Here is a 22,300-nt window from a genome sequence, read left to right as displayed (position 1 = left end):
GGTCTTAGAACGCGCCCTGCGCGCGCAGGTCCGCCTCTGCCTCGGGGTCGATCCACCAGAAGTCGAGGAAGCCCAGCGAATAGGGCGGCAGTTCCTCGGGGTAGCGGTACATGTCGTAATAGGCGACCCAGTGCTGGTTGTTGTACCATTGCGGCACGCGGATCACGTGGGCGCGCAGCACACGGTCCAGCGCGCGCACGGCGACTTCCATCTCGTCCTGCGTCTCGGCGTTCACGACCACCTCGACCAGTGCATCGACACCGTCGTCGGCCAGCCCCGGCACGTTGAACAGGCTTTCATCCGCACCGATGCTGCCGAAATATTGCCGCAGGCCCGACCCCGGCTCGTAATCCATCGGGAAATGGTCGGTGACGATATCGAAATCGCCGTCGCGCTGCCGCTGGCTGAGCTGGGCATTGTCGACCCGGTTCAGCCGCGCATTCACGCCGATGGCGCGCAGGTTCTCGACATAAGGGTTGATGATCCGGTCAAACAGCGGACCCGAGTTCAGGAACTCCACGTCCAGCGTCTCGCCCGCCGCGTTGCGCAGCAAGCCGTCATCGCCCGGCACCCAGCCCGCCTCTTCTAGAAGCGCCGTGGCCCGGCGCGCCTGACGGCGATCCAGCGTGCGGTCCGGGTTCGACGGCGGCGTGGCAAAGGCCTCCTCGGCGAAGACGCGTTCGGGCAGAAGGTCACGCAGCGGCTCCAGCACGGCCAGTTCCTCGTCGGATGGCAGGCCGGACGCCTCCAGATGCGTGTTCTCCCAGAAACTGTCGATATGGGAATAGAGGCCGTAGAACAGCGTCTGGTTTGTCCATTCGAAATTGAACATCAGCGCGATGGCTTCGCGCACGCGCACATCCTGAAACTGCGGACGGCGCAGGTTGATCATGAAGGACTGGCCGCTGGCGATGGTGCCATCGGGCAATTCCTCGCGCAGGACGATGCCCTGATCGAGCTTGGGGAAGTCGTAATTGTTGGCCCAGGCCTGGCTGCTGCTTTCCTGCCGGAAGGTGTAATTGCCGGCGGTGAAGCCTTCGAAGGCGGCGATCGCGTCACCGTAATACTCGATGCGGATCGAATCGTAGTTGTGGCGGCCCTGGTTTATCCACAGGTCCTCGCCCCAATAGTCGCGGTTGCGCGCGTAGACCACGCGCTGGCCCGGGTCGACCTCGCCCAGCACGTAGGGGCCGGACCCCACCAGCGGCTCCAGCCGGCTGTCTTCGAAATCCAGCCCGCTGGCCTCGTGGCTGGCGCGGCTGAAGATGGGCAGGCCGCCCGCCGCCTCGATCCGCCCGCGCACCGGCGCGTCCGGGTTGAAATCGAACCGGATGCGCCGCTCGTCCAGCACCTCGGCCGAGGCGATGGTCAGGGGCAGCGTCGCGCGGAAACTGGGCAGCCCCTCGTCGCGCAGGATCTCGTAGGAAAACAGCGCATCATCCGCCGTGACCGGCGTGCCGTCCGAAAACCGGGCCTCTTCGCGGATGGTGAAGATCACGTAGGACCGATCCTCGGGGAAGGCCATGCTCTCGCAAAGCAGGCAATAGGACGATCCGATCTCGTCCGCCGTCCCCTCCAGCATCGATTCGAAGAAGACCGAGGACAGAACCGCCGGGCGGCCGATCCGGGTATAGGGATGCAGCGAATCGAACGAGCCGGACGACCAGGCAAAGGACATCTCCCCGCCCTGCGGCGCGTCGGGATTCACGTAATCCAGATGCGCGGCATCGGGGCCATAGCGCAACTCGCCAAAGGTGGACACGCCGTAGGTCTCGGTCACGCCGTCGTCCTGCGCGATGCCGGGCCATGCGGCCAGCGCCCAGATCAGCGCGGCACCGGCCAGGGGCAGCGCCGCGCCCATGCGCAAAACGGCAGAGCCCTGTCCAGGCGTCGTCACGGCGGCATCGGCGGGTCGGCGTCGTTGCATCTGCATCTCCGTTGTCATCGGCTGCTGCCCCCTTGATGTGGGTCGATCAAGGTTAGTGACCACCCCCGACGGGGTTCAAGACGAGAATGCGTGATCTCGGGTGATCACGACAAAAAACAAAGCCGCCCCCAAAAGGGGACGGCTCTGCAAATACAATTCTCGGGCGCTGCTGTTGCCGTTCACTCGGTCGTGGCAAGATAGGCGATCAGGTTCGCACGATCCTCGATATCGCGCATACCGGCATAGGACATGGCCGTTCCCTGCGCATAAGCGCGCGGGTTCGCGATGAAGTTGGAGATGTTTTCCGGTGTCCACGCCCCCTCAAGCGCCAGAAGGGCGTCGGAGTAGTTGAAACCGTCAACGCTGTGCTTGGGCCGGTCGACAACACCGTTCAGGTGCGGACCCACACCATCGGTGCCATTCAACGCGTGGCAGGCTTGGCACTGGCGCCAAAGCCGTTCGCCTGCGGCAGCATCCGCCGTCGCATAAACATCGGCGAAGGCCACTTCGATGACCTCTTCCTCTTCCGCCTCGGAATCAGCGTCCTCGGTGATCAGCACGTAGCCTTGGACCTCGTCGTCGCCGCCCACGTGATACAGGCTTTCAGCAGCCCAGCCGCCCAGCAAAAAGAACAACAGGGCGCCGCAGAGCGCGCCAAAGGCCTTGGTCAGAGTCATCGTGTCGAACATGGATCTTCCCATTCAGGTCGCGGTTTCGGGCGTATGTATGGTGTTTCCTTGGTCCGAGGCAAGGTGTAGGGAGCGCGACGAAACGCCCTTTGCACGAAAAAGACCGGGTTTTGACGCCATGACCAATCGCATCGCCTTCCAGGGAGAGCCCGGAGCCTACTCTCACCAGGCCTGTCATGCCGCGCGCCCCGGTCTCGAAGCCCTGCCCTGCGCCAGTTTCGAAGACGTGATCGATGCCGTGCGCGAGGGCCGCGCCGAACAGGCCATGTTGCCGGTCGAGAACACGACCTATGGCCGCGTCGCCGACATTCATCGCCTGTTGCCCGAATCCGGCCTGCATATCGTGGACGAGGCCTTCGTCCGCGTGCACATCAACCTGCTGGCCGTGCCGGGCGCCGAGGTTTCGGACATCAAGGAGGCGTGGAGCCACCTTGTCCTGCTGCCGCAATGTGCGCGCTTCCTGCGCGATCACGGCATCAAGGGCCGGGTCAGCCCCGACAACGCCCGCGCAGCGCGCGACGTCGCAGATTGGGGCGACAAGTCCAAGGCGGCGCTGGCCTCGGAACTGGCGGGCGAGATATATGGCCTCGACGTGCTGGCCCGTCATATCGAGGATCACGACACCAACACCACGCGCTTCCTGATCATGGCGCGGGAACCCGACATGACACGCCGGGCCGATCACATGATGACGACCTTCGTCTTCCGCGTCCGCAACATCCCCGCCGCGCTTTACAAGGCGATGGGCGGGTTTGCCACGAACGGCGTGAACATGACCAAGCTGGAAAGCTACATGGTCGACGGCTCCTTCACGGCGACGCAGTTCTACGCCGATATCGAGGGACACCCCGACGACCGCAACGTGCAGCTTGCCCTGGAAGAGCTGGAGTATTTCACCTCCATGCTCGAAATCCTCGGCACCTACCCCGCGGACCCGATGCGCGACTGATCGCGCGAGACGCCGAGCAGCGCTGAAAAATTTCCTGTCGTTAAGGAAATCTTGACGCACCCATGCGACACCACCCGTCATGCATCACATGATCGGGCAGGCGAGGGCCGGACGCCCAAGGCGCGCGCTGCACGCCTTGGGGCATCCACCGGACGCGCCCTTGCACAGCGCCCGGTTCAGGCGCACAGATATGGCGCGCAACCGGATTTGCCCCGATGAACCCCCTACGCGGAATTGCCCTCAAGATCGCTTCGGTCTGTGTCTTCGTGACCATGGCCAGCCTCATCAAGGCGGCCTCGGACACGGTGCCGCCGGGCCAGGCGGTGTTCTTCCGCTCGGTCTTTGCGATCCCGGTGATTCTGGTCTGGCTGGCCAGCAGGAGCGAGTTGCCCCGTGGCCTTTATACCAAGAACCCGATGGGCCATTTCTGGCGTGGGCTGGTGGGCACAAGCGCCATGGGCCTGGGCTTTGCCGGTCTCGGCCTTCTGCCCCTGCCCGAGGTGACGGCGATCGGCTATGCCGCGCCGATTCTCGTCGTGGTCTTCGCGGCGATGTTCCTCGGCGAAAAGGTGCGCCTGTTCCGCCTGTCGATGGTCGCGCTGGGGATGAGCGGGGTGCTGATCGTGCTGTCGCCGCGCCTGTCGGTCGATGCGGCCTCGGTCGACCCGTCGCAGACGCTTGGCGCGATCGTGGTTCTGATGGGGGCGGTCTTCGCGGCGCTGGCGCAGGTCTTCGTCCGCAAGCTGGTGCAGACCGAGGGGACGGCCGCCATCGTCTTCTGGTTCTCGGTCACCTCGGCCTGCCTGTCGCTGCTGACCCTGCCCTGGGGCTGGGCATGGCCGACGCCGGGCGTGGCGGCGATGCTGGTCGGCGCAGGGCTGTTCGGCGGCTTGGGCCAGATCCTTCTGACCTCCTCCTACCGCCACGCCGACGCCTCGCTGATCGCGCCGTTCGAATACAGCTCCATGCTGCTTGCGCTGGCCGTGGGCTACACCGTGTTCGGAGAGGTGCCGACCGTGACCATGCTGGCCGGGGCCGCACTGATCGTCACCGCCGGGGTCGCCATCATCCTGCGCGAACGGCACCTGGGCCTGGAACGGGCGCGCCAGCGCAAGGCCAACACGCCCGGCGCGTGAACTCAGGCCTGCTGGCTGCGCTGCATCTTGCGCCAGGTCGCCTCGGCCGCGTTGCCCTGCCGCGCAAGGATCGCCTGCAATTTCTGCATCACCTTGCCCCGCGCCAGCTTCATCGTCTGCAGCAACAGGCGGGCCGACAGCGTATTGGCGGACAGCTCCATGACCGAGGTCACGCGTGTCACCTCGGGCGACAGCGCGACGAAGGTCAGGTCATAGACGCAATCCATGCCCCCGATCTGGCTGGTGACAACACAGGTGTCCTCGGGGTCGAAGGTCGTGATCTCGGCGGCAATCACGCGGGTCTTGCCACGCACCGGCACCTCGCCGCGCCACTTGGCACCCTTCGCAGGCTCGGACCAATCGCCGATCCGGACGAGATCGGCCCCGCGCCCCTTCGCTTCACTCTCGAACTGGAAAAAATCCACGAAGCGAGACCAAACCACCTGCATCGGTGCGTCCACGTCTTCGGAAACCTTGAACTTCATCTGGTCACTCCTTCACCCACCCCGACACACCCCGCCGGGCGCTGTCACGCGTCCTTTTTCGACTGTTCTGCCCACCATGCAACAAGGTCAAGAGGGTCGACCCGTCGCGACGTGCCCGCAGCACCGCTCAATCCAGCCGGTCCGACAGCCAGTGCTCCAGCAGGAAATGCGCGATCGCGCCCTTGCGGGCGGGGGCGATTTCCGGGTGACGCCCCGCGAAGACCTCCAGCATCTCCGAACGGGAGACCCAGCGCGCGTCTTCCAATTCCTCTGGGTCGATCGTGATCTCGCGGCTCAGCGCCTCGCCCCGGCATCCCATCATCAGCGACGCCGGGAACGGCCAAGGCTGGCTCGACAGGTAGGACACCCGCCCCACCTTGATCCCGGCCTCTTCCATCACCTCGCGCCGGACCGCGCCTTCGACGGTCTCGCCCGGTTCGATGAAACCGGCCAGCAGCGAATACATCCGCTCGGGCCAACCGGGAGAGCGGCCAACCAGCACGCGCTCGCCATCGGTGATCAGCATGATGACGACCGGATCGGTGCGCGGGAAATGCCGTGCGCCGCAGCTTGGGCACGCCCTGTGCCATCCGGCCTCGGCCATCTCCGAGGCCGCCCCGCACCGCGAACAGAACGGGTGGGTGCGATGCCATTCCAACAGGCCCCGCGCGGTGGCGACCAGTTCCGCGTCGCGCACCGACAGGCCGGTCATCATGCGGCGCAATTCCGCAAAGCCCGCGCCGGTCTTTTCCTCGGACGGGTGGCGCTGGACGGTGTTGTCGACAAAACCGCCGATCTGGTCTTCATCCACGTCCGCCGGCACCCAACCCGAGATATCGACGGCGAAAAGCGGGCCGGCTGTCTCGTCCCGCCCAAGGAAAACCGGGGCCTCCCTGGCCTTGGCCAGCGTCGGATGGCCCATGGGGCGAAACGCCGGCGAGACCGCGCCCGTCTCGAAATCCCCCTCCAGCATGGGTTTGCCGCGCCAGAGCGGCAGCACACCAGCCCCATCCTTCAGCGCCTTTTTCAGCGCCGCCTCGTCGCGCCGCATCTCGGCTGCCCGGTCCAGGCCCGAGCTTGCAAAAAGAACCGTCTCCGCCCGTTTCATGGCCTGTCCCCGCCCCGCCCACCAGCACCTGACGTTGGGTGTGGCGACAGAGTCACATCATTGAAATTAGACGCCTTTTCCGTCACTTCGCGTCTGGCGGCCCTGTTTTCCACCGGCGCAGCCTCCGCATACTGGCAGAGGGGAAGAACGGGGACAACATGACCCTTCGCTCGAACATATCAGGCGAAGCGACGGACGGCGCGGTGCAGGTGCACCTGCGCGTGCTGGCGACCAGCGACCTGCACGCGCATCTTTTGCCGTTCGATTACTATCGCGACCAGCCCGATCCGGCCGTGGGCCTGATGCGCGTGGCCGAGCGGATCGTGGCCGAGCGCGCGGGGGCCGCGAATACCCTGCTTCTGGACAATGGCGATACGCTCCAAGGCGCGCCATTGGGCGATGCGTGGCTGGATGACCTCCGCCCCACGGGGCGCGCGCATCCCATGTTCGCCGCGATGAACGCGCTGGGATACGACGCTGCGACCTTGGGCAACCACGATTTCGATTTCGGGCTGGAGGCCCTGGAAACCGCCCTTGGCACCGCGGAGTTTCCGGTCATCCTCGCCAATGTCCGTCGCCGTCAGGGCGCAACGCGCTGGCCCACCCGCGTGATCCTGACGCGGGACGTCGCCGATACCGCCGGAAACGCGCACGACCTGCGCATCGGCCTGGTCGGCGTTGCCCCCCCGCAAATCGCGAAATGGGGGCGGGCGCGGCTTGGCGACACGATCGAGGTCACCGACATCGCCGACACCGTCGCGGCCGAGGTTGCGGCGCTGCGCCGGGAGGGCGCGGACCTTGTCATCGTGCTGGCCCATTCCGGCCTTGGTGCGGACCAACCAGAACCCGGCATGGAAAACGCCGCCACGGTCGTCGCCGCCCTGCCCGGCGTCGATGCCGTGATCGCGGGCCACAGCCACCGCGTGTTCCCCGAGATCGAGACCGCCGGCGCGCGCATCGTCCAACCCGGCGCGTTCGGCTCGCATCTGGGCCGCATCGACCTGACCCTGACCCGCCAGAACGGCGCTTGGGCCGTCACCGGCAGCACCGCCCGCACGTTCCCGATCGCGGAGCGCCCCGGCATCGGCCTGCGCGGCGTTTTGCGTCGCCACCCTGGCCTGCGCCCGATCCTGTGGACCGATCATCGCGCCGTCCGGCACTACACCGACCGTCCCCTTGGCCAGACCGCCGTGCCGCTGGAGACCTTCTTCAGCTTTCTCGCGCCCTGCGCCGCGACCCAGATCGTGGCCGACGCCCAACGCCACGCCGCGCAAGAGCTTCTGGCCGACCGGCCCGACCTCTCCGGCCTGCCGCTCCTCTCTGCCGTTGCGCCGTTCAAATCCGGCGGGCGGGGCGGCCCCGGCAATTACACCGACATCCCCGCAGGCCCGCTGCGCCTGCGCAACGCGGCCGACCTCTACATCTACCCCAACCAGCTGTGCATCCTGCGCATGACCGGCGCGGGCATCGTCGCATGGCTGGAACGCACCGCCTCGCTCTTCCGTCAGATCACACCCTTAGGCCCGGACGCCGCGCCGCAACCGATGATCGACCACGCCTTCGCCGGGTACAATTTCGACCGGATCGAGGGGCTTGGCTACCGCTTCGACCTCAGCCAACCGTCCCGCACCAATGCCGAGGGGGACGAGATCTTTGACACGCCCGGACGGGTGCGCGACCTGTGCCATGCCGACGGACGCCCCGTTGTGCCAGAGGACACGTTCCTTGTGGTTACCAATTCCTACCGCGCAGCGGGGGGCGGCCATTTCCCGGTCTGCGCCGAGGCCGAAACGGTCGCCACCTCGCCAGCCACGGTGCGCGACGCGGTGATCGAGGCCATTGCGACGGCCAAGCACCCGATCACCCCGCGCCCGACGGATCACTTCGGCTTCACACCCCTGGGCAACACGCCCGTGCTGTTCGAGACCGGGCCGGACGCCGCCGCCCATGCCGAGCGGGCGCAGGCGCTTGGCCTGACCCCGCTTGGCCTGCAACCCAGCGGATTCTTCGGCTTCCGACTCGGCCTGTAGTCGGCCACATCGCGCATGCATAAAATTTCACCACTCCGCCCAAAATATTTGCAATGGGCGGCGGCATCCTCTTAGCCTTCCCCCTCACATGCCGGTTTCGTTGACGCCGCACCGCGCAGTCGCGTGAGTGAGGACGATTTAACGCCGGGCCGTTCCGGCCATCGAAGGAGGACAGCTTGCTGCACCGTGCCATTCCCGCCCTCGCCGCGACCCTGATCGCCGCGACCCCTGCCCTCGCGCAGGACACCGACATCGCCTTCGCGCTCGACTGGCGCTTCGAAGGGCCCTCCGCGCCCTACTTCCTCGCCATCGACAACGGCTACTTCGCCGAAGAGGGCATGGATGTCGAAATCACCGCGGGCCAGGGCTCGCTCGACGCCATTCCGAAGGTCGCCTCGGGCTCCTTCCCCTTCGGCTTCGCGGACATCAACGCGCTGATCTCGTTCCTCGACCAAAACCCCGGCGCGCCCGTCACCGCGATCTTCATGACCTATGACAGCCCGCCGTTTTCCATCGTGGGCCGCGTCAGCCAGGGCATCTCGGGCATCGAGGATCTCGAAGGCTCCGTCCTCGGCGCACCGCCGCCCGATGGCGCCTGGGCACAGTTCCCGATCCTTGCCGCCGTGAACGATATCGACGTGTCGACCATCACCGTCGAACCCGTCGGCTTCCCGACGCGCGAGCCGATGCTGGCCGAGGGCAACGTGGATGCCGTGACCGGCTTCAACTTCTCGTCCTATCTCTCGGCCCTGCGCCTTGGCGTGCCCGCCGATGACCTGACGACGATCATGTATTCCGATCACGGCGTGGCCCTCTACGGCAACGCGCTGATCGTGAACACCGATTTCGCCGCCGAGAACCCGGAAATGGTCACCGGCTTCATCACCGCCGTCGCGCGCGGCTGGGCCGATGCCATCGCCGATCCGGCCGCGGGCATCGCCGCCGTTCTGGAACGCAACCCGGCGGGTGACGCGGAGCTCGAACAGCAGCGCCTGGAACTGGCCATCGAGGGTAACGTCCTGACCGACTACGTCATCGAGAACGGCATGGGCAACGTTGACCCCGACCGCCTTGCCACGGCGATCGAGCAACTCGCCCTGACCTACGAGTTCCAGAACGAGCCCGACGCGTCGCTCTACTTCACCGACGCCTACCTGCCCGAGGGCGACGTGCTGATGGTTGCGCCCTGAGCGCGCTGACCTGAACACGACCCGCCGGGCCGGGCCATTGCGCGCCCGGCCCGGCGGACCCGCGTATGCACGGGGTGTGTACAGGATGTGTACAGGGTGTGACCCGCGGTTTTCGCCGCCCCTGTTCACCCTGCCCTTGCACAAACCCGAAAAGCGTTGATGCGCCGTTAACCACCCGAAAGCCCTGCCGATGACGTCCACCTCCGCCTCCTCCTACATGATCGAACTGCGCGAGGTGACCCATGCCTACCGCACCAAGGCAGGCCCCCTTCCCGTTCTCGACAACCTGACCGTCAAGATCCCCGAAAACAGCTTCTGCGCCGTGGTCGGCCCCTCGGGCTGCGGAAAATCCACGCTGACGCGGCTGGTGTCGGGCCTGATGCGCCCGAACGAGGGGCAGGTCTGGCTGCACAACAAGCTGGTGACCTCACCACGCCCGACCGTCGGCATGGCGTTCCAGAACCCGGTGCTGCTGGAGTGGCGCACCATCCTGCAAAACATCATGCTGCCCCTCGAAATCGTCAAAAGCCCCATGTCCAAGGCCGATGCGACCGAGCGCGCGCATCACCTGCTAGAATTGGTGGGCCTGACCGGCTTTGCCGACAAGCGGCCTTCCGAGCTGTCGGGCGGGATGCGCCAGCGCGCCAGCCTCTGCCGCTCGATCATCCACAAGCCCGACGTTCTGATCCTCGACGAACCCTTCGGCGCGCTGGATGCCTTCACCCGCGAGGACCTGTGGTGCACCATGCACGACCTGCGCGAGGAAGAGCCCTTCACCTGCCTTCTGATCACGCATGACCTGCGCGAAAGCGTGTTCCTGGCCGACCAGGTGATCGTCCTGTCCGGGCGCCCGGCGCACGCGCAATACGTGCTGGACGTGGATATCGAGGGCAAGCGCACGCTCGAAGATCTCTACACGCCCAAGGCCGTCGACATGCTGGCGATCCTGCGCCACCAGATCCAGGTGGCGCAGGGCCGCGCCGATGCCGCCGATGTTCCCGAGATGACCGCGGAGGCCAGCGCATGAACGACACAGCCCGCAAGATCCTGGCGCCCGTCATCACCATCATCCTCGTGCTCGGCCTGTGGGAATGGGCTGTCTGGTACAACGAGTTGCCGAATTACCGGATGGCCAGCCCCTCGGACCTGATCCCGGCCTTCACCCGCTACTGGGAACTGTTCCTCATCAAGAGTTGGGAGACGCTGTGGCGCACCGTGGTCGGCCTTGGCCTTGCCGTCGTCGTGGGCACGCTGATCGGCATGGTCATGGGCTTTTCCCGCGTTGCGCGCGAAGGGCTCTACCCCATCCTCGTGGGTTTCAACGCGATCCCCAAGGCGACCGTGGTGCCCATCGTCGCGCTGATCTTCGTCGGCCAGCACGACTTCAACACGATCCTGATCGCCTTCATGATCAGCTTCTTTCCCATCGCCGTCTCGGTCTCCATCGGCCTCAGCACCCTCGAACCGGAATATCGCGACATCCTGCGCAGCCTTGGTGCCTCGAACTTCACGATCTTCTGGAAAATCGCGCTTCCCAAAACCCTGCCTGAATTCTTCGGTGCCCTGAAGGTCGCCGTAACCCTCGCCTTCATCGGGACGAACTTGATGGAGATTGTCAGCCCGCATGGGCGTGGGCTGGGGGATTTGTTCGACTCGGGGCGGATCAGCGCGGATTACCCGCTGATGTTCGCGGTGCTCTTCGCGCTCGCCGCTTTGGGGATCTTCCTCTATTACATCGTGGTTTTCCTGGAGAAGATCTTCGCAGGCTGGGCCGAGCGACCGGCAGGGTGACAGCGGCGGGCCAGCGGCCCCTTGCGACTCTGCATCGTTTTCCCTATCTGACGCCTTGAGAGGTTGGCGCGGGCAAGCGCCTCGCCAACCTGGTCAGGTCCGGAAGGAAGCAGCCACAACGAGCCCCGCTTGGGTCGCTGTCCAGCCTCTCACCTCAACGCACCGCGCAAGCGGTGCGCATCGCCCGACAGGGTCGTTTCAAGAAAACGACCCCGCGCGGGCCACCTTCGCCATCAATCTACCGGTGCAGTCACCGGACCCGGCGCCTGATCGTCCGGCGGCGATCCCACGTAGGATGAGATCACCCCGGCGGCGATAAACGTCCCGATCAATGCCAACAAGAGCGCCGCCCACCAGCCGGGAACCCGCGCGATCCAGCGCAGCGCGCTGCCTTTCGGCAAACGGCGCGATGTCAGCCAGAGCGGCAACGCCACGAGCGCGGCGGCCAGTTGCCAGCCGAGAAAACCGGTCACCCGGTTCAAACCCCGCACGAAGCCGTCGCCCGTCGGCTCGGCCATCAGGGCCGACACCGACAGGCCCGCGGAGACAAGCCACACCGCCAAGAGGGCGGCAATGATGATGCGGTCACGGTCCATCGCATGTGACCTCCCGTGCATGATCGTATCAGCCGGGGCGCACTCAGGCGATGCCGTGGTCATCCACCTGCCCCGGATGGCGTTCCCCATGGACGCGGACGGGCGGACGCCCTAGGTTCGGACGACATCAACTCCAAGGGCCAGCATGAGCGACACAGCCGACACCGGTTACCAGGTTCTCGCGCGGAAATACCGCCCCGCGACCTTTGCAGATCTGATCGGTCAGGACGCGATGGTGCGCACGCTGAAAAACGCGTTCGAGGCCGACCGCATCGCGCAGGCCTTCATGCTGACGGGCATCCGGGGCACCGGCAAGACGACGACCGCGCGGATCATCGCAAAGGGGCTGAACTGCATCGGGCCGGACGGCACCGGCGGGCCAACGACCGACCCTTGCGGTGTTTGCGAGAACTGCAAGGCCATCGCCGAGGGCCGGCATGTCGACGTGATGGAGATGGACGCGGCCAGCCACACGGGCGTGCAGAACATCCGCGACGCGATCATCGAGACGGTCAGCTACCGCGCCGCGACCGCGCGCTACAAGATCTTCATCATCGACGAGGTTCACATGCTCTCGACCAGCGCGTTCAACGCGCTGCTCAAGACTTTGGAGGAACCGCCTGCCCACGTGAAATTCCTGTTCGCAACGACCGAGATCCGCAAGGTTCCGGTCACAGTCCTGTCCCGCTGCCAGCGCTTCGACCTGCGGCGGATCGAGCCCGAGGTGATGATCGCGCATCTGAAATCCATCGCGGCCAAGGAAAACGCCGAGATCGCCGAGGATGCGCTCGCACTGATCACGCGGGCCGCCGAAGGCTCGGTGCGCGACGCGATGAGCTTGCTGGACCAGGCGATTGCCCATGGCGCGGGTGAAACCACCGCCGACCAGGTGCGCGCGATGCTGGGGCTGGCCGACCGCGCCCGCGTGCTGGACCTGTTCGAGGCGATCATGGGCGGCGACGCACCCGGCGCGCTGAACGAGTTGGGCGCGCAATATGCCGCCGGGGCCGACCCGCTGGCCGTGCTGCGGGACCTTGCAGAAATCACGCATTGGCTGAGCGTCATCAAGATCACCTCCGAGGCCGCCGAGGACCCGACCCTCTCACCCGAAGAACGCAGCCGCGGCCGGGGCCTGGCCGACAAGCTGCCGATGCGGGTGCTGACGCGGATGTGGCAGATGCTCCTGAAGGCGCTGGACGAGGTGCGCCTTGCGCCCAACGCCATGATGGCCGCCGAGATGGCGATCATCCGCATGACGCATGTGGCCGACCTGCCCACGCCCGGCGATCTGGTCAAGAAACTGTCGGATACGCCGCCCCCCGCGCCCGGTGGTGGCGGCGGAATGCCGGGGGCCGGGCCGACCAATGGCGCCGCGCCTCGGGCGTACCACTCCGCCGCGCCGCAGGGGGGCGGTGTGCAGGCGGCGCTGAACCGCGCGCCCGGTCCGGACTTGTCGCTCTACCCGACCTGGGCAAGCGTCGTGGCCCTGCTGGAACAGGCGCGCGATCTGAAATTGCTGATCGAAGTGAAGACCTGTCTGCGCCTCGTCTCCTACGCGCCCGGACGGATCGAGCTGCAACCGACCGAGAACGCACCGCGCGACCTGATCCCGCGCCTGGGCCGCATGTTGCAGACCGCAACGGGCGCACGCTGGGGGATCTCGGTCGCCAGCGACGGCGGCGGCCCGACCATCGCGGAAGAGGCCGAGGCCGCGCAGCGCGCCATGGAGGCCGAGGTCACCGACCACCCGCTGATGCAGGCCGTTCTGTCGAAATTCCCCACCGCGAAGATTACCCAGATCCGCACCCATGCCGAGATCGCGCAGGCCGCCGCGACCGAGGCCCTGCCCGAGATGCCGGACGAGGACGACACCCCCGATGACTGGGACCCGTTCGAGGACGAATGAACGCAGCGCCCGATCCGCGTGACGCCTTGAGGCGGCACCGGCAAGGGCGTATCTGAAACCGAACCGCAATATGGAGTGTCCGACATGCTGAAGGGATTGGGCCAGCTGGGCGATATGGCCAAGCTGATGAAACAGGCGCAGGAAGTGCAGGGCAAGATGGCCGAGATGCAGGAGCAACTCGCCACCATGACCGTCACCGGCGAATCCGGCGCGGGCCTCGTGAAGGCGACCTCGACCTGCAAGGGCGAGTTGACCGCGCTCGATATCGACCCGTCGATCTTCAACGAGGACGACAAGGAAGTGGTCGAGGACCTGATCCTTGCCGCGATCAAGGACGCGCAGTCCAAGGCGCAGGAAAAGAGCCAGGAAGAAATGTCCAAGCTGACCGAGGGGCTCGGCCTGCCGGCGGACATGAAGATGCCGTTCTGAGGCGCGCTTGACCGACGCCCCCAAGGACATCGAAGCGCTGATCGAGGTGATGGCGCGGCTGCCCGGCCTGGGCCCGCGTTCCGCCCGGCGCGCGGTGCTGCACCTGATCAAGAAGCGCGGGCAGTTGATGCGCCCGTTGGCCGAGGCCATGACACGGGTGGCCGACACCGCCCGCGAATGCCTGAACTGCGGCAATATCGGCACGGCCGACCTTTGCCCGATCTGTTCCGATGAGCGTCGTGCAAACGGGCAGATCTGCGTGGTCGAGGACGTGGCGGACCTGTGGGCGATGGAACGGGGCGGGGCATTTCAGGGGCGTTATCACGTGCTGGGCGGGACACTTTCCGCGCTGGACGATATCGGCCCCGACGACCTTCGTATTCCCAAGCTGATCGACCGCGTGCGGGGCGAAGGCGCGACCGAGGTGATCCTCGCGCTGAACGCCACCGTCGATGGGCAGACGACCGCGCATTACATCGCTGGCGAGATCGAGGGCCTGGGCGTTTCCGTCACGTCTCTGGCACAAGGGGTGCCCATAGGCGGCGAGCTGGATTATCTGGACGACGGCACGATTTCCGCCGCGCTCAAGGCAAGAAAGACACTCTGACATGGACGCACCTTCCGGTTACGTCGCGCTGATGTGCCCCGCTTGTGGCGGCGGGCAGCTCTGGATCAGGGACGGGTTGATGAATTGCCGCCAGTGCGGGCACGAGGTGCGCGCCGAAGGCGGTGTTCATGCCCTCGCCCTTGGCAGCGCGCCACCGGCCGACACGCAGGCCGGCGACGTGGCACGGGCCTTTTTCCCGACCGAGGCGGCCCGGCGCAGCCATTTCCGTGACCTGCAGATGATCATCGAACAGGTCATGGGGCGCAGGCACCTGTCGGACGTGCTGGAGATCGGCGCGACCGGGGGCGCCTGGACAGCGGGCCTGTCGGCGTCGGATCGGGTGCGCAAGCTCTATGCGACGGAAACCTCCGCCGCCGCGCTGAACCACCTTGTGTCCATCGCCGCCGCGCCGGGGACCATCATCCTGCAATCTGGCGCGGAAACGCTCGATTTCGCAGCCGAGTCGCTGGACATGGTCGTGGGGCGCGCGACGCTGTGCCAATTGGGCGATCCCAACGCGATGCTGACCCGCATCCGCGGCTGGCTGAAACCCGGCGGCGCGGCGATCTTCCTCGAACCCTGCTTGCAGGGAAAGATCTGGGCGGCCTTCGCCATGGACCTGATCCGCCGCTTCGAAGAGGCCGGCGGCCCGAGTGACGAGGCGCCAGCCAGCGGGGGGTTCCTTGCGCGAAAACCGGCCGCGAAGAAAGGGCTCAGCCCCTTGGCGATGATGCGGCTTGAAGGCGGCGCGCGGCAGGTCTTGCAAGGCGCACAGGGGATCGGGCGCGGCGAGGATCGCGTGTTCGACATCTCTACACTCTGCGGGGTGGGATACGAGGCGGGCTTTGCCGAGTGTTTCCCGATCGATCAGCCACAGGACGAGGTCACGCCGCTGCGCCGTCTGAAAAACACGCTGGAAGGGCTGCTTGGCCACGAGAAAGGCGCGTTGGAGCGATATGCCCCGGTCTTCGAGGCGCTGGACGCGACGTTCGGCGCGCTGCACGAAACCGCCCCGGTCGCCCCGATGGTCTATTTCGTGTTCCGCGCCTGAGCAAAGGGCGGCGGCGTGCCCTGCGGCTAAGGCTTCAGCGCATGGGGCTGAAGATCGCCTGCTCCAGCGTGCAATCGCGGATCACGTCGTCGCCGCAGACGCGCGGCTCAAGCCCGCGCGTCAGGCAGATGCGCACCTCCTGCACGCGGCCCGCGCGGCAGGTCACGGTCAGCATGTCGGCGCTCAGATCCGGGTTCACTTCCAGGAACGCCTCTTCGATCACGCGGGCGGGCAGGCGCACTTCCCGATCCAGCCGGCGCAGCAGGTCGGGCCGTGTGACGCTGTCATAAGCCAGCCGCGACAGGCGGTAGTAATCCTCGGCATCCAGCCCGGTGCAGACGCCATGCTTGCGCCACTGGTGCCACGCCAGCCCCGAAGACCCCATGATATCGACCATCTCGCCGGTCATGCGGCGGGTGGGCATCGGTTCGACCGTGGGGCAATAGCTGGGCCACCCCGCCTCGTATTGCGGCCAGAGCCCGTGCAGCGTGAACCCGTAGCCCTGCCCCGCGTCGCATTGCGGGCTGCCGCGATCATCGCCCTCGATGGCGCACCAGGACGGGGTCCAGCTGAGCGACAGGACGTAGTAATCGAACTCTCCGGCCGGTTCCCCTTCGGCCCCGGCGGCAACCGGAAGCGCGGCAAGAAGCGCCGCCAACAAAACCCCACGCACGCGCATTCCCTCTTTTCTCTGGCCCGGTCTGGGCCTATATACGCTCCGATTTCCCTGAAATCGAGGAATTGCGGAGGCCCCTCCGCAGCCGCTTCAACGGCCCGTTCCTCGTGTATTCTGTCTCAAGGAGACGATCCGATGAACAAACCCATCATGGCCAAGGCCACCGCCGTCTGGCTCGTCGACAACACCACCCTCAGCTTCAAGCAGATCGGCGATTTCTGCGGCCTGCACGAGTTGGAGGTGCAGGGCATCGCGGATGGTGACGTGGCCACCGGCGTGAAGGGCTTCGACCCGCTGGTGAACAACCAGCTGACCCAGGAAGAGATCGACAAGGGCGAGGCCGACCCGACCTACAAGCTGAAGCTGAAGTTCAACGCCGCCGCCGTGGGCGAGGAAAAGCGCCGCGGCCCGCGCTACACGCCGCTGTCCAAGCGGCAGGACCGCCCGGCCTCGATCCTGTGGCTGGTCAAGTTCCACCCGGAACTGAGCGATGGCCAGATCTCCAAGCTGGTGGGGACGACCAAGCCGACGATCCAGGCGATTCGCGAGCGCACGCACTGGAACATCCAGAACATCCAGCCGATCGACCCGGTGGCGCTTGGCCTGTGCAAGCAGTCCGAACTGGATGCCGCCGTGCAGAAGGCCAACGCCAAGCGCGCCAAGGACGGCGATGTCATGACCGACGACGAGCGCCGCCGCCTGGTCTCGACCGAGCAGAGCCTTGCCGCCGATCCCGACGAGCCCAAGATCCCCAGCGCGATCTCGGGGCTGGAAACCTTCTCGCTCAGCGACAACACGGCCGACGACGAAGAGGACGAGACGGATCGCAAAAGCGCGATGGTGGATGCCGACAGCCTCTTCAACCTGCCCAACAGCAGTGACGACGACGAGGACGAGGACGACGATCAGCGCTGATCGCCTCGTCCCTCGCAGAACGAAAAACCCCCGACACAGTGCCGTGCCGGGGGTTTCTTTTTGGGTCCGGCGCGCGGCGACGACGCCTAGTGCGCGGCGATCGTGACGTTATCGAGCAGGGTGCGCCCGCCATCCACGGTCAGCACCTCGCCCGTGACGAAGCCCGCCCCGTCCGAGGCAAGGAACTGCACCGCGGCCGCGACTTCGCGCGCGCTGCCGATCCGGCCCATCGGCGTGCATTGCTTGATCTCTTCGCGCAGACCGTCGGTTTCGTTCAGGCTTTCTTTCAGGCTGGCCGACATGAGCGAGCCGAACGCCACGCCGTTCACCCGAATGCGGTGAGGGGCCAGTGCGACAGCGAGGCTGCGGGTGGCTTGGTCCAGCGCCGCGCAGGAAATCGAATACCCCATCAGGTCGGGGTGGGTGCGGCGCGCAGCGATGGAGGAGATGTTGATGATGGAGCCGATCGGCCCTTCCTCGACGCCATCGTCTTCGGCCTGCTGGATCATGCGCTTGGCCACTGCCTGGCTGAGGCGCAGCGCGGTGAACATGTTCTGTTCCAGAAGCGCGCCGACCGAACTGTCGGTCGGGTCCAGCGGGTCGGTCGTCAGGACCTGTCGGCTGGCATTGACCAGGATGTCGATCCTGTCGAAGGCGTCGATGGTCGCAGAAAGCAGGTTCGCCACGGTCAGTTTCTCGCGCAGGTCACCGGCGAAGTAGCGCACCTGCCCCTTGTCGTCTTCCACCGCGCCGCATTCATCGGCCAGCCGCGCCTCGTCACGGTCGGCGAACATCACGTTCGCACCGCGGTCGATGAAATGCCGGGCAATGGCCAGCCCGACACCGTTCGCCGCGCCGGTGATGACCGCGGTCTTGCCTTGGATCGAAAGGGACATGGGGTGCTCTCCGCTAGCGGGCCGCGCGCCGTGGCTTGGCGGCCTCGTAGATCTTGTAGCCTTCCAACTCGCCCAGCATCCGGCCCGTGCCGAAGCTGGCTTTCAGCGTATCTTCATAAGGCAGGTGGCGGTTGGCCACCATGAAGAATCGGCCCGAGGGCTTGAGCATCCGTGCAGCCGCGGCAATGAAGGCACGCCCAAGGCCCGGATCGGCCTTTCGCCCGACATGGAAGGGCGGGTTGCACAGGATCGCGTCATAGGGCTCATCGGGCTGGAACCGCGTGGCATCGGCCCAGAAAAAGCGCGCGCGGTCGTCGTCGACATTGACCTCGGCCGCCTCGAGCATCGCATGGTCGGCTTCGATCAGATCGAGACGTTCGATCCCCGCCTGTTCCGCCAGCACCTCGCCCGAGAGATAGCCCCAGCCGGCACCGAGATCGGCCACGCGCCCCTTGAGCGGTGGCACCAGCGCCACCAGAATCTCCGAGCCACGATCCGGTCTGTCCGCCGAGAAGCCCCCCGGCACGGTCAGGTAGCCTTGTTCGGTCTCGGTGGGTTCGGTGATCCAGTCCATCACGGCGTCCGGCAGGGTCTCGGGCCGGGTCAGCCAGACCAGCTTGCCATGCGATTTCGACAGGACACCGTCGATCTCGAGCACCGCGCGAAGCTGTTTCAGGGTTGCCTCGATGCCTTCGTCCTTCTGACCGTCGACCATCAGAACACCGCCGGGCGGCAGGGCGGTCAGCGCCTCGGCAATGGCCCCCAGCGTGGCGGCCCGGGCCTTGACGATCTGCACCAGCGCGGCGGCAAACTGGCGATCCTCGGGCAGATCGACCGCAACCTCCAGGCCGCGCGCGGCAAGACGGTCGTGGTCGGGGGCGAATCCCTGGACGCACACGACGTCGCCCAAGGCGGTGTAGTCAGCATCGCCACGGGCGCGCATGACCAGAACGGGGCCATCGGGCAGAATCACATCGCCTGCCTCGATCGCGAGGGTCCAACGGGGGTCTGTCATGGGGCGGGAAGGACCGGGGTCAGTCCTCTTTCTCCATCGTGCATTGCAGCGGGTGCTGGTTGCGCCGGGCAAAATCCATCACCTGCGCCACCTTGGTTTCCGCAATCTCGTAAGAAAAGACGCCGACGACCGCCACCCCCTTCTTGTGAACGGTCAGCATGATCTCGACAGCCTGGCTGTGACCGATGCCGAAAAACCGCTCGAGAACGTGCACGACGAATTCCATCGGCGTGTAATCATCGTTCAAAAGCAGCACCTTGTACATCGGCGGGCGCTGCGTCTTGGGCTTTGTCTTGGTGATGACTGTGGTCTCGCCGTCGTTCTCGGGCTTGTCCGTCATCATCTGCAAGGGTTGCATATGCTTCACGCCTCGGTCGGTTCATGGCCTGTCGCTTGGCCGCAATATATAAGCCGGTGAGCGATTCAGAAAAGAGGGGCCGAACATGGCATCCCCGCTGACCACCATCGGGTTCGACGCCGACGACACGCTTTGGCAGAACGAGCAGTTCTTTCGCATGACGCAGGCGCGCTTTGCCGACCTGCTGGCGGAGTATGTCGCGCCGGAACACCTGCACGCACGCCTGCTCGAGGCCGAGCGTCGCAACCTCGGCCATTATGGCTTCGGCATCAAGGGGTTCATGCTGTCGATGATCGAAACCGCCATCGAGGTGACCGAAAAACAGGTGCCCGCCAGCGTGATCGCCGAAATCCTCGCCGCCGGGCAGGAGATGCTGAGCCACCCGATCCACCTGTTGCCCCATGCTGAGGACGCCGTGCGCGCCCTGTCCGAGTCGCACCGCATCGTGCTGATCACCAAGGGCGACCTGCTGGACCAGGAGCGCAAGCTGGCGCAATCGGGGCTGGGCGAGATGTTCGACGCGGTCGAGATCGTATCGGACAAGCGCGCCACCACCTATCACGCCATCTTCGCGCGCCATGGCGACGGGGCAGAGCGCGCCATGATGATCGGCAATTCGATGAAATCCGACGTTCTGCCCGCGTTGGAGGTCGGGGCCTGGGGCGTGTTCGTCCCCCACGGCCTGACATGGGAGTTGGAACACGCCAGCGCCCCCGAGGATCACCCGCGCTACGCCGAACGCTCCGATCTGGGCGCCGTGGTGGACCTAGTGCGCGAGATCGAGACGCAAGGGTGAGGCGATGATCGACGCCCGCCTCCTGCCGCTGCAACGGCGGCTGATGGACCCGCCCGCGCGTTGGCTGGCCGCGCAAGGGGTGCGGGCAGACCAGGTCACGCTGGCCGGGTTCGCGGTCGGGCTGCTGGCCGTCGCGGCAGCGGCCTGGGGCCTGTTCTGGCTGGCCTTGCTGGGGCTTTTGCTGAACCGGCTGGCGGACGGGTTGGACGGGGCCATAGCGCGGGCCGGCACGGCGACGGATCGCGGTGCGTTTCTCGATATTACGCTCGATTTCGTGTTCTACGCCCTGTTCCCGCTGGGATTCGCCCTGGCGGACCCGGCGCAAAACGCGCTGCCTGCCGCAATCCTCATCGCCAGCTTCGTGGGCACGGGATCCTCCTTTCTCGCCTTTTCCGTCATCGCGGAACGGCGCGGGCTGACCGCTGCGGATTATCCGTCCAAGGGGATCTACTACCTCGGCGGCTTGACCGAGGGGTTCGAGACCATCGCGATCCTTGTCGCGTTTTGCCTGTTTCCCACGGCCTTCCCGACCCTTGCCTATCTTTTCGCGGCGGCCTGTTTCGTGACCATGGGCACGCGCTGGCTGATGGGCTATCGGCTGTTCTCCAGTGACCCGCAGGACGACGCATGAGCTATTCCATCCATATCGGCCCGAACATCCGCAAATCCCCCTATTTCGAAGCGACCGTTGCCGACGGGGTGCAGTCCTTCTCGGTCTACAACCACATGTTCATCCCCGGCCATTTCGGCGATCCGGCGGGCGAATATGACCGGCTGCTCAACGGTGTGGCGATGTGGGACGTGGCCGCGCAGCGGCAGGTGGAATTGCTGGGGCCGGACGCGGGAAAGCTGGCGCAACTGCTAACCCCGCGCGACCTGTCGAAAACGAAGATCGGGCAAGGGCGCTATGTCCCGCTTTGCGACCATGACGGCTGGCTGATCAACGATCCGGTGCTGCTGCCCTTGGCCGAGGATCGCGTGTGGCTCTCGATCGCCGACAGCGACATCGCGCTGTGGGCCAAGGCCATTGCGCGCGAGCGTGGGCTGGACGTGGAGGTGAGCGAGCCTGACGTTGCACCGCTGGCCATCCAGGGCCCCAAGGCGATGGATGTGGCCGAGGCGCTTTTCGGGGATTGGGTACGCTCCCTGCGGTATTTCCAGTTCCGCGAGACGGATCTCGACGGTATCCCGCTGGTCGTCGCGCGCTCTGGCTGGTCGAAACAGGGCGGGGTCGAGCTGTACCTGCGCGACAGCGCGCAGGGCACGCGGCTGTGGCAGATGGTGAAAGAGGCCGGCGCGCCCTGGGGCATCGGGCCGGGGGCACCGAACGATATCGAACGGCTGGAAAGCGGCCTGATCTCCTACGGCGCTGACATGCGGTGGCAGAGCCTGCCCGCCAACCCGTTCGAGATGGGGTTTGGCGCGATGGTCAACCTTGAGGCAGGGCACGAGTTCATCGGACGCGCGGCGCTGGAGCGGATCAAGGCCGAGGGCGTGACACGCCGTGTAACGGGTGTGGTCATCGATGGCGATCGCGTTACCGGCAACCAGCATCCCCTGCCCCTCATGCGAGACGCACAGCCCGTCGGCCATGTCAGCGAGATCGCCTATTCCCCGCGCCTGGCAAGGAATATTGGTATCGGGCTGGTGCGCGCCGATCTGGGCGACGGCACCGATGGGTTGAGTATTGCTTTGGACGGCGGACCGCGGGCGATCACCCTGACCGCCCTGCCCTTCATCGCGTAAGGCG

General features: G+C 66.0%; 23 protein-coding genes and 1 other RNA gene. 15 read left to right on the top strand and 9 right to left on the bottom strand.

What is annotated here, in order from left to right; genetic code table 11:
* Nucleotides 1-4: 4 nt before the first annotated feature.
* Nucleotides 5-1,927, bottom strand: a complete 1,923-nt coding sequence (locus KUV65_RS14900) for an extracellular solute-binding protein (protein ID WP_222191518.1) — start codon at nt 1,925-1,927, stop codon at nt 5-7.
* 179 nt (nt 1,928-2,106) lie between these two features.
* Complete coding sequence (locus KUV65_RS14895) at nt 2,107-2,616, bottom strand: c-type cytochrome (RefSeq protein WP_222191517.1); 510 nt, start codon at nt 2,614-2,616, stop codon at nt 2,107-2,109.
* Between the two features lie 118 nt (nt 2,617-2,734).
* Between KUV65_RS14895 and KUV65_RS14890 the strand changes: the two genes are divergently transcribed.
* Together KUV65_RS14890 and KUV65_RS14885 are read left to right on the top strand one after the other, a co-directional pair.
* Nucleotides 2,735-3,565 (top strand): prephenate dehydratase, encoded by an 831-nt coding sequence (locus KUV65_RS14890; protein ID WP_222191516.1) that lies wholly within the window; start codon nt 2,735-2,737, stop codon nt 3,563-3,565.
* 215 nt (nt 3,566-3,780) lie between these two features.
* On the top strand, nt 3,781-4,701 hold the full coding sequence (locus KUV65_RS14885) for a DMT family transporter (RefSeq protein WP_222191515.1): 921 nt from the start codon (nt 3,781-3,783) through the stop codon (nt 4,699-4,701).
* Between the two features lie 2 nt (nt 4,702-4,703).
* Here the strand turns inward: KUV65_RS14885 and KUV65_RS14880 are convergent, their stop codons facing one another.
* Entirely contained in the window at nt 4,704-5,186 is a 483-nt protein-coding gene (locus KUV65_RS14880; RefSeq protein WP_222191514.1) for an SRPBCC family protein, read from the bottom strand.
* 127 nt (nt 5,187-5,313) lie between these two features.
* Nucleotides 5,314-6,294 carry an NAD(+) diphosphatase gene (gene nudC, locus KUV65_RS14875; RefSeq protein WP_222191513.1) on the bottom strand — a complete coding sequence of 327 codons (981 nt, stop codon included), beginning with the start codon at nt 6,292-6,294 and terminating at the stop codon, nt 5,314-5,316.
* A gap of 158 nt (nt 6,295-6,452) precedes the next feature.
* Between nudC and KUV65_RS14870 the strand changes: the two genes are divergently transcribed.
* The 5 genes from KUV65_RS14870 to ffs all read left to right on the top strand — a co-directional run bounded on the left by KUV65_RS14870 (nt 6,453) and on the right by ffs (nt 11,459).
* On the top strand, nt 6,453-8,324 hold the full coding sequence (locus KUV65_RS14870; RefSeq protein ID WP_222191512.1) for a bifunctional 2',3'-cyclic-nucleotide 2'-phosphodiesterase/3'-nucleotidase: 1,872 nt from the start codon (nt 6,453-6,455) through the stop codon (nt 8,322-8,324).
* 176 nt (nt 8,325-8,500) lie between these two features.
* A complete protein-coding gene (locus KUV65_RS14865; RefSeq protein WP_222191511.1) occupies nt 8,501-9,514 on the top strand; it encodes an ABC transporter substrate-binding protein in 1,014 nt (337 codons plus the stop codon).
* Nucleotides 9,515-9,704: 190 nt separating this feature from the next.
* Nucleotides 9,705-10,541: an ABC transporter ATP-binding protein gene (locus KUV65_RS14860; protein WP_261331823.1), complete on the top strand. Its 837-nt coding sequence runs from the start codon at nt 9,705-9,707 to the stop codon at nt 10,539-10,541.
* Nucleotides 10,538-11,305 (top strand): ABC transporter permease, encoded by a 768-nt coding sequence (locus tag KUV65_RS14855; protein ID WP_222191510.1) that lies wholly within the window; start codon nt 10,538-10,540, stop codon nt 11,303-11,305. Before KUV65_RS14860 ends, KUV65_RS14855 begins: the two co-directional genes overlap by 4 nt.
* Before the next feature lie 57 nt (nt 11,306-11,362).
* An RNA gene (ffs, locus tag KUV65_RS14850) (signal recognition particle sRNA small type) lies at nt 11,363-11,459 on the top strand.
* Between the two features lie 79 nt (nt 11,460-11,538).
* Here the strand turns inward: ffs and KUV65_RS14845 are convergent.
* Nucleotides 11,539-11,901 carry a hypothetical protein gene (locus KUV65_RS14845; RefSeq protein ID WP_222191509.1) on the bottom strand — a complete coding sequence of 121 codons (363 nt, stop codon included), beginning with the start codon at nt 11,899-11,901 and terminating at the stop codon, nt 11,539-11,541.
* Between the two features lie 145 nt (nt 11,902-12,046).
* Between KUV65_RS14845 and KUV65_RS14840 the strand changes: the two genes are divergently transcribed.
* From KUV65_RS14840 to KUV65_RS14825, 4 genes are all read left to right on the top strand, one after another.
* On the top strand, nt 12,047-13,807 hold the full coding sequence (locus KUV65_RS14840) for a DNA polymerase III subunit gamma/tau (protein ID WP_222191508.1): 1,761 nt from the start codon (nt 12,047-12,049) through the stop codon (nt 13,805-13,807).
* 84 nt (nt 13,808-13,891) lie between these two features.
* Nucleotides 13,892-14,236, top strand: a complete 345-nt coding sequence (locus tag KUV65_RS14835) for a YbaB/EbfC family nucleoid-associated protein (RefSeq protein WP_222191507.1) — start codon at nt 13,892-13,894, stop codon at nt 14,234-14,236.
* Nucleotides 14,237-14,243: 7 nt separating this feature from the next.
* The gene (gene recR / locus KUV65_RS14830) at nt 14,244-14,843 is read left to right on the top strand and encodes a recombination mediator RecR (protein WP_261331822.1); all 600 of its coding nucleotides are present in this window, start codon (nt 14,244-14,246) and stop codon (nt 14,841-14,843) included.
* A 1-nt stretch (nt 14,844) separates the two neighbouring features.
* Nucleotides 14,845-15,894, top strand: coding sequence for a class I SAM-dependent methyltransferase (locus tag KUV65_RS14825; RefSeq protein ID WP_222191506.1), 1,050 nt, complete (start codon nt 14,845-14,847; stop codon nt 15,892-15,894).
* 34 nt (nt 15,895-15,928) lie between these two features.
* Here the strand turns inward: KUV65_RS14825 and KUV65_RS14820 are convergent, their stop codons facing one another.
* Nucleotides 15,929-16,567: a ribonuclease T2 gene (locus tag KUV65_RS14820; protein ID WP_222191505.1), complete on the bottom strand. Its 639-nt coding sequence runs from the start codon at nt 16,565-16,567 to the stop codon at nt 15,929-15,931.
* A gap of 138 nt (nt 16,568-16,705) precedes the next feature.
* Here KUV65_RS14820 and KUV65_RS14815 point away from each other — a divergent pair, with 138 nt between their 5' ends.
* A complete protein-coding gene (locus KUV65_RS14815; RefSeq protein ID WP_222191504.1) occupies nt 16,706-17,485 on the top strand; it encodes a DUF1013 domain-containing protein in 780 nt (259 codons plus the stop codon).
* 86 nt (nt 17,486-17,571) lie between these two features.
* Here KUV65_RS14815 and KUV65_RS14810 read toward each other — a convergent pair whose 3' ends face one another.
* From KUV65_RS14810 to clpS, 3 genes are read right to left on the bottom strand one after another with little or no spacing between them, the layout of a single operon-like run.
* Complete coding sequence (locus KUV65_RS14810; RefSeq protein WP_222191503.1) at nt 17,572-18,381, bottom strand: SDR family NAD(P)-dependent oxidoreductase; 810 nt, start codon at nt 18,379-18,381, stop codon at nt 17,572-17,574.
* A 13-nt stretch (nt 18,382-18,394) separates the two neighbouring features.
* Nucleotides 18,395-19,396, bottom strand: coding sequence for a class I SAM-dependent methyltransferase (locus tag KUV65_RS14805; protein WP_222191502.1), 1,002 nt, complete (start codon nt 19,394-19,396; stop codon nt 18,395-18,397).
* A 19-nt stretch (nt 19,397-19,415) separates the two neighbouring features.
* Nucleotides 19,416-19,754 carry an ATP-dependent Clp protease adapter ClpS gene (gene clpS / locus KUV65_RS14800; protein WP_222191708.1) on the bottom strand — a complete coding sequence of 113 codons (339 nt, stop codon included), beginning with the start codon at nt 19,752-19,754 and terminating at the stop codon, nt 19,416-19,418.
* An 85-nt stretch (nt 19,755-19,839) separates the two neighbouring features.
* On the opposite strand from clpS, the gene KUV65_RS14795 reads away from it, so the two are divergent.
* From KUV65_RS14795 to KUV65_RS14785, 3 genes are read left to right on the top strand one after another with little or no spacing between them, the layout of a single operon-like run.
* Nucleotides 19,840-20,550: an HAD family hydrolase gene (locus KUV65_RS14795; RefSeq protein WP_222191501.1), complete on the top strand. Its 711-nt coding sequence runs from the start codon at nt 19,840-19,842 to the stop codon at nt 20,548-20,550.
* Between the two features lie 4 nt (nt 20,551-20,554).
* Nucleotides 20,555-21,181, top strand: a complete 627-nt coding sequence (locus KUV65_RS14790; RefSeq protein ID WP_222191500.1) for a CDP-alcohol phosphatidyltransferase family protein — start codon at nt 20,555-20,557, stop codon at nt 21,179-21,181.
* On the top strand, nt 21,178-22,296 hold the full coding sequence (locus tag KUV65_RS14785; protein ID WP_222191499.1) for a glycine cleavage T C-terminal barrel domain-containing protein: 1,119 nt from the start codon (nt 21,178-21,180) through the stop codon (nt 22,294-22,296). The genes KUV65_RS14790 and KUV65_RS14785 overlap by 4 nt, the downstream gene beginning before the upstream one ends.
* The last annotated feature ends 4 nt before the right edge of the window (nt 22,297-22,300 follow it).

The organism is Maritalea mobilis, from assembly GCF_019800885.1.
Lineage (GTDB): Bacteria > Pseudomonadota > Alphaproteobacteria > Rhodobacterales > Rhodobacteraceae > Roseibacterium > Roseibacterium beibuensis.
This window is presented reverse-complemented; position numbering and strand designations above follow the sequence as displayed.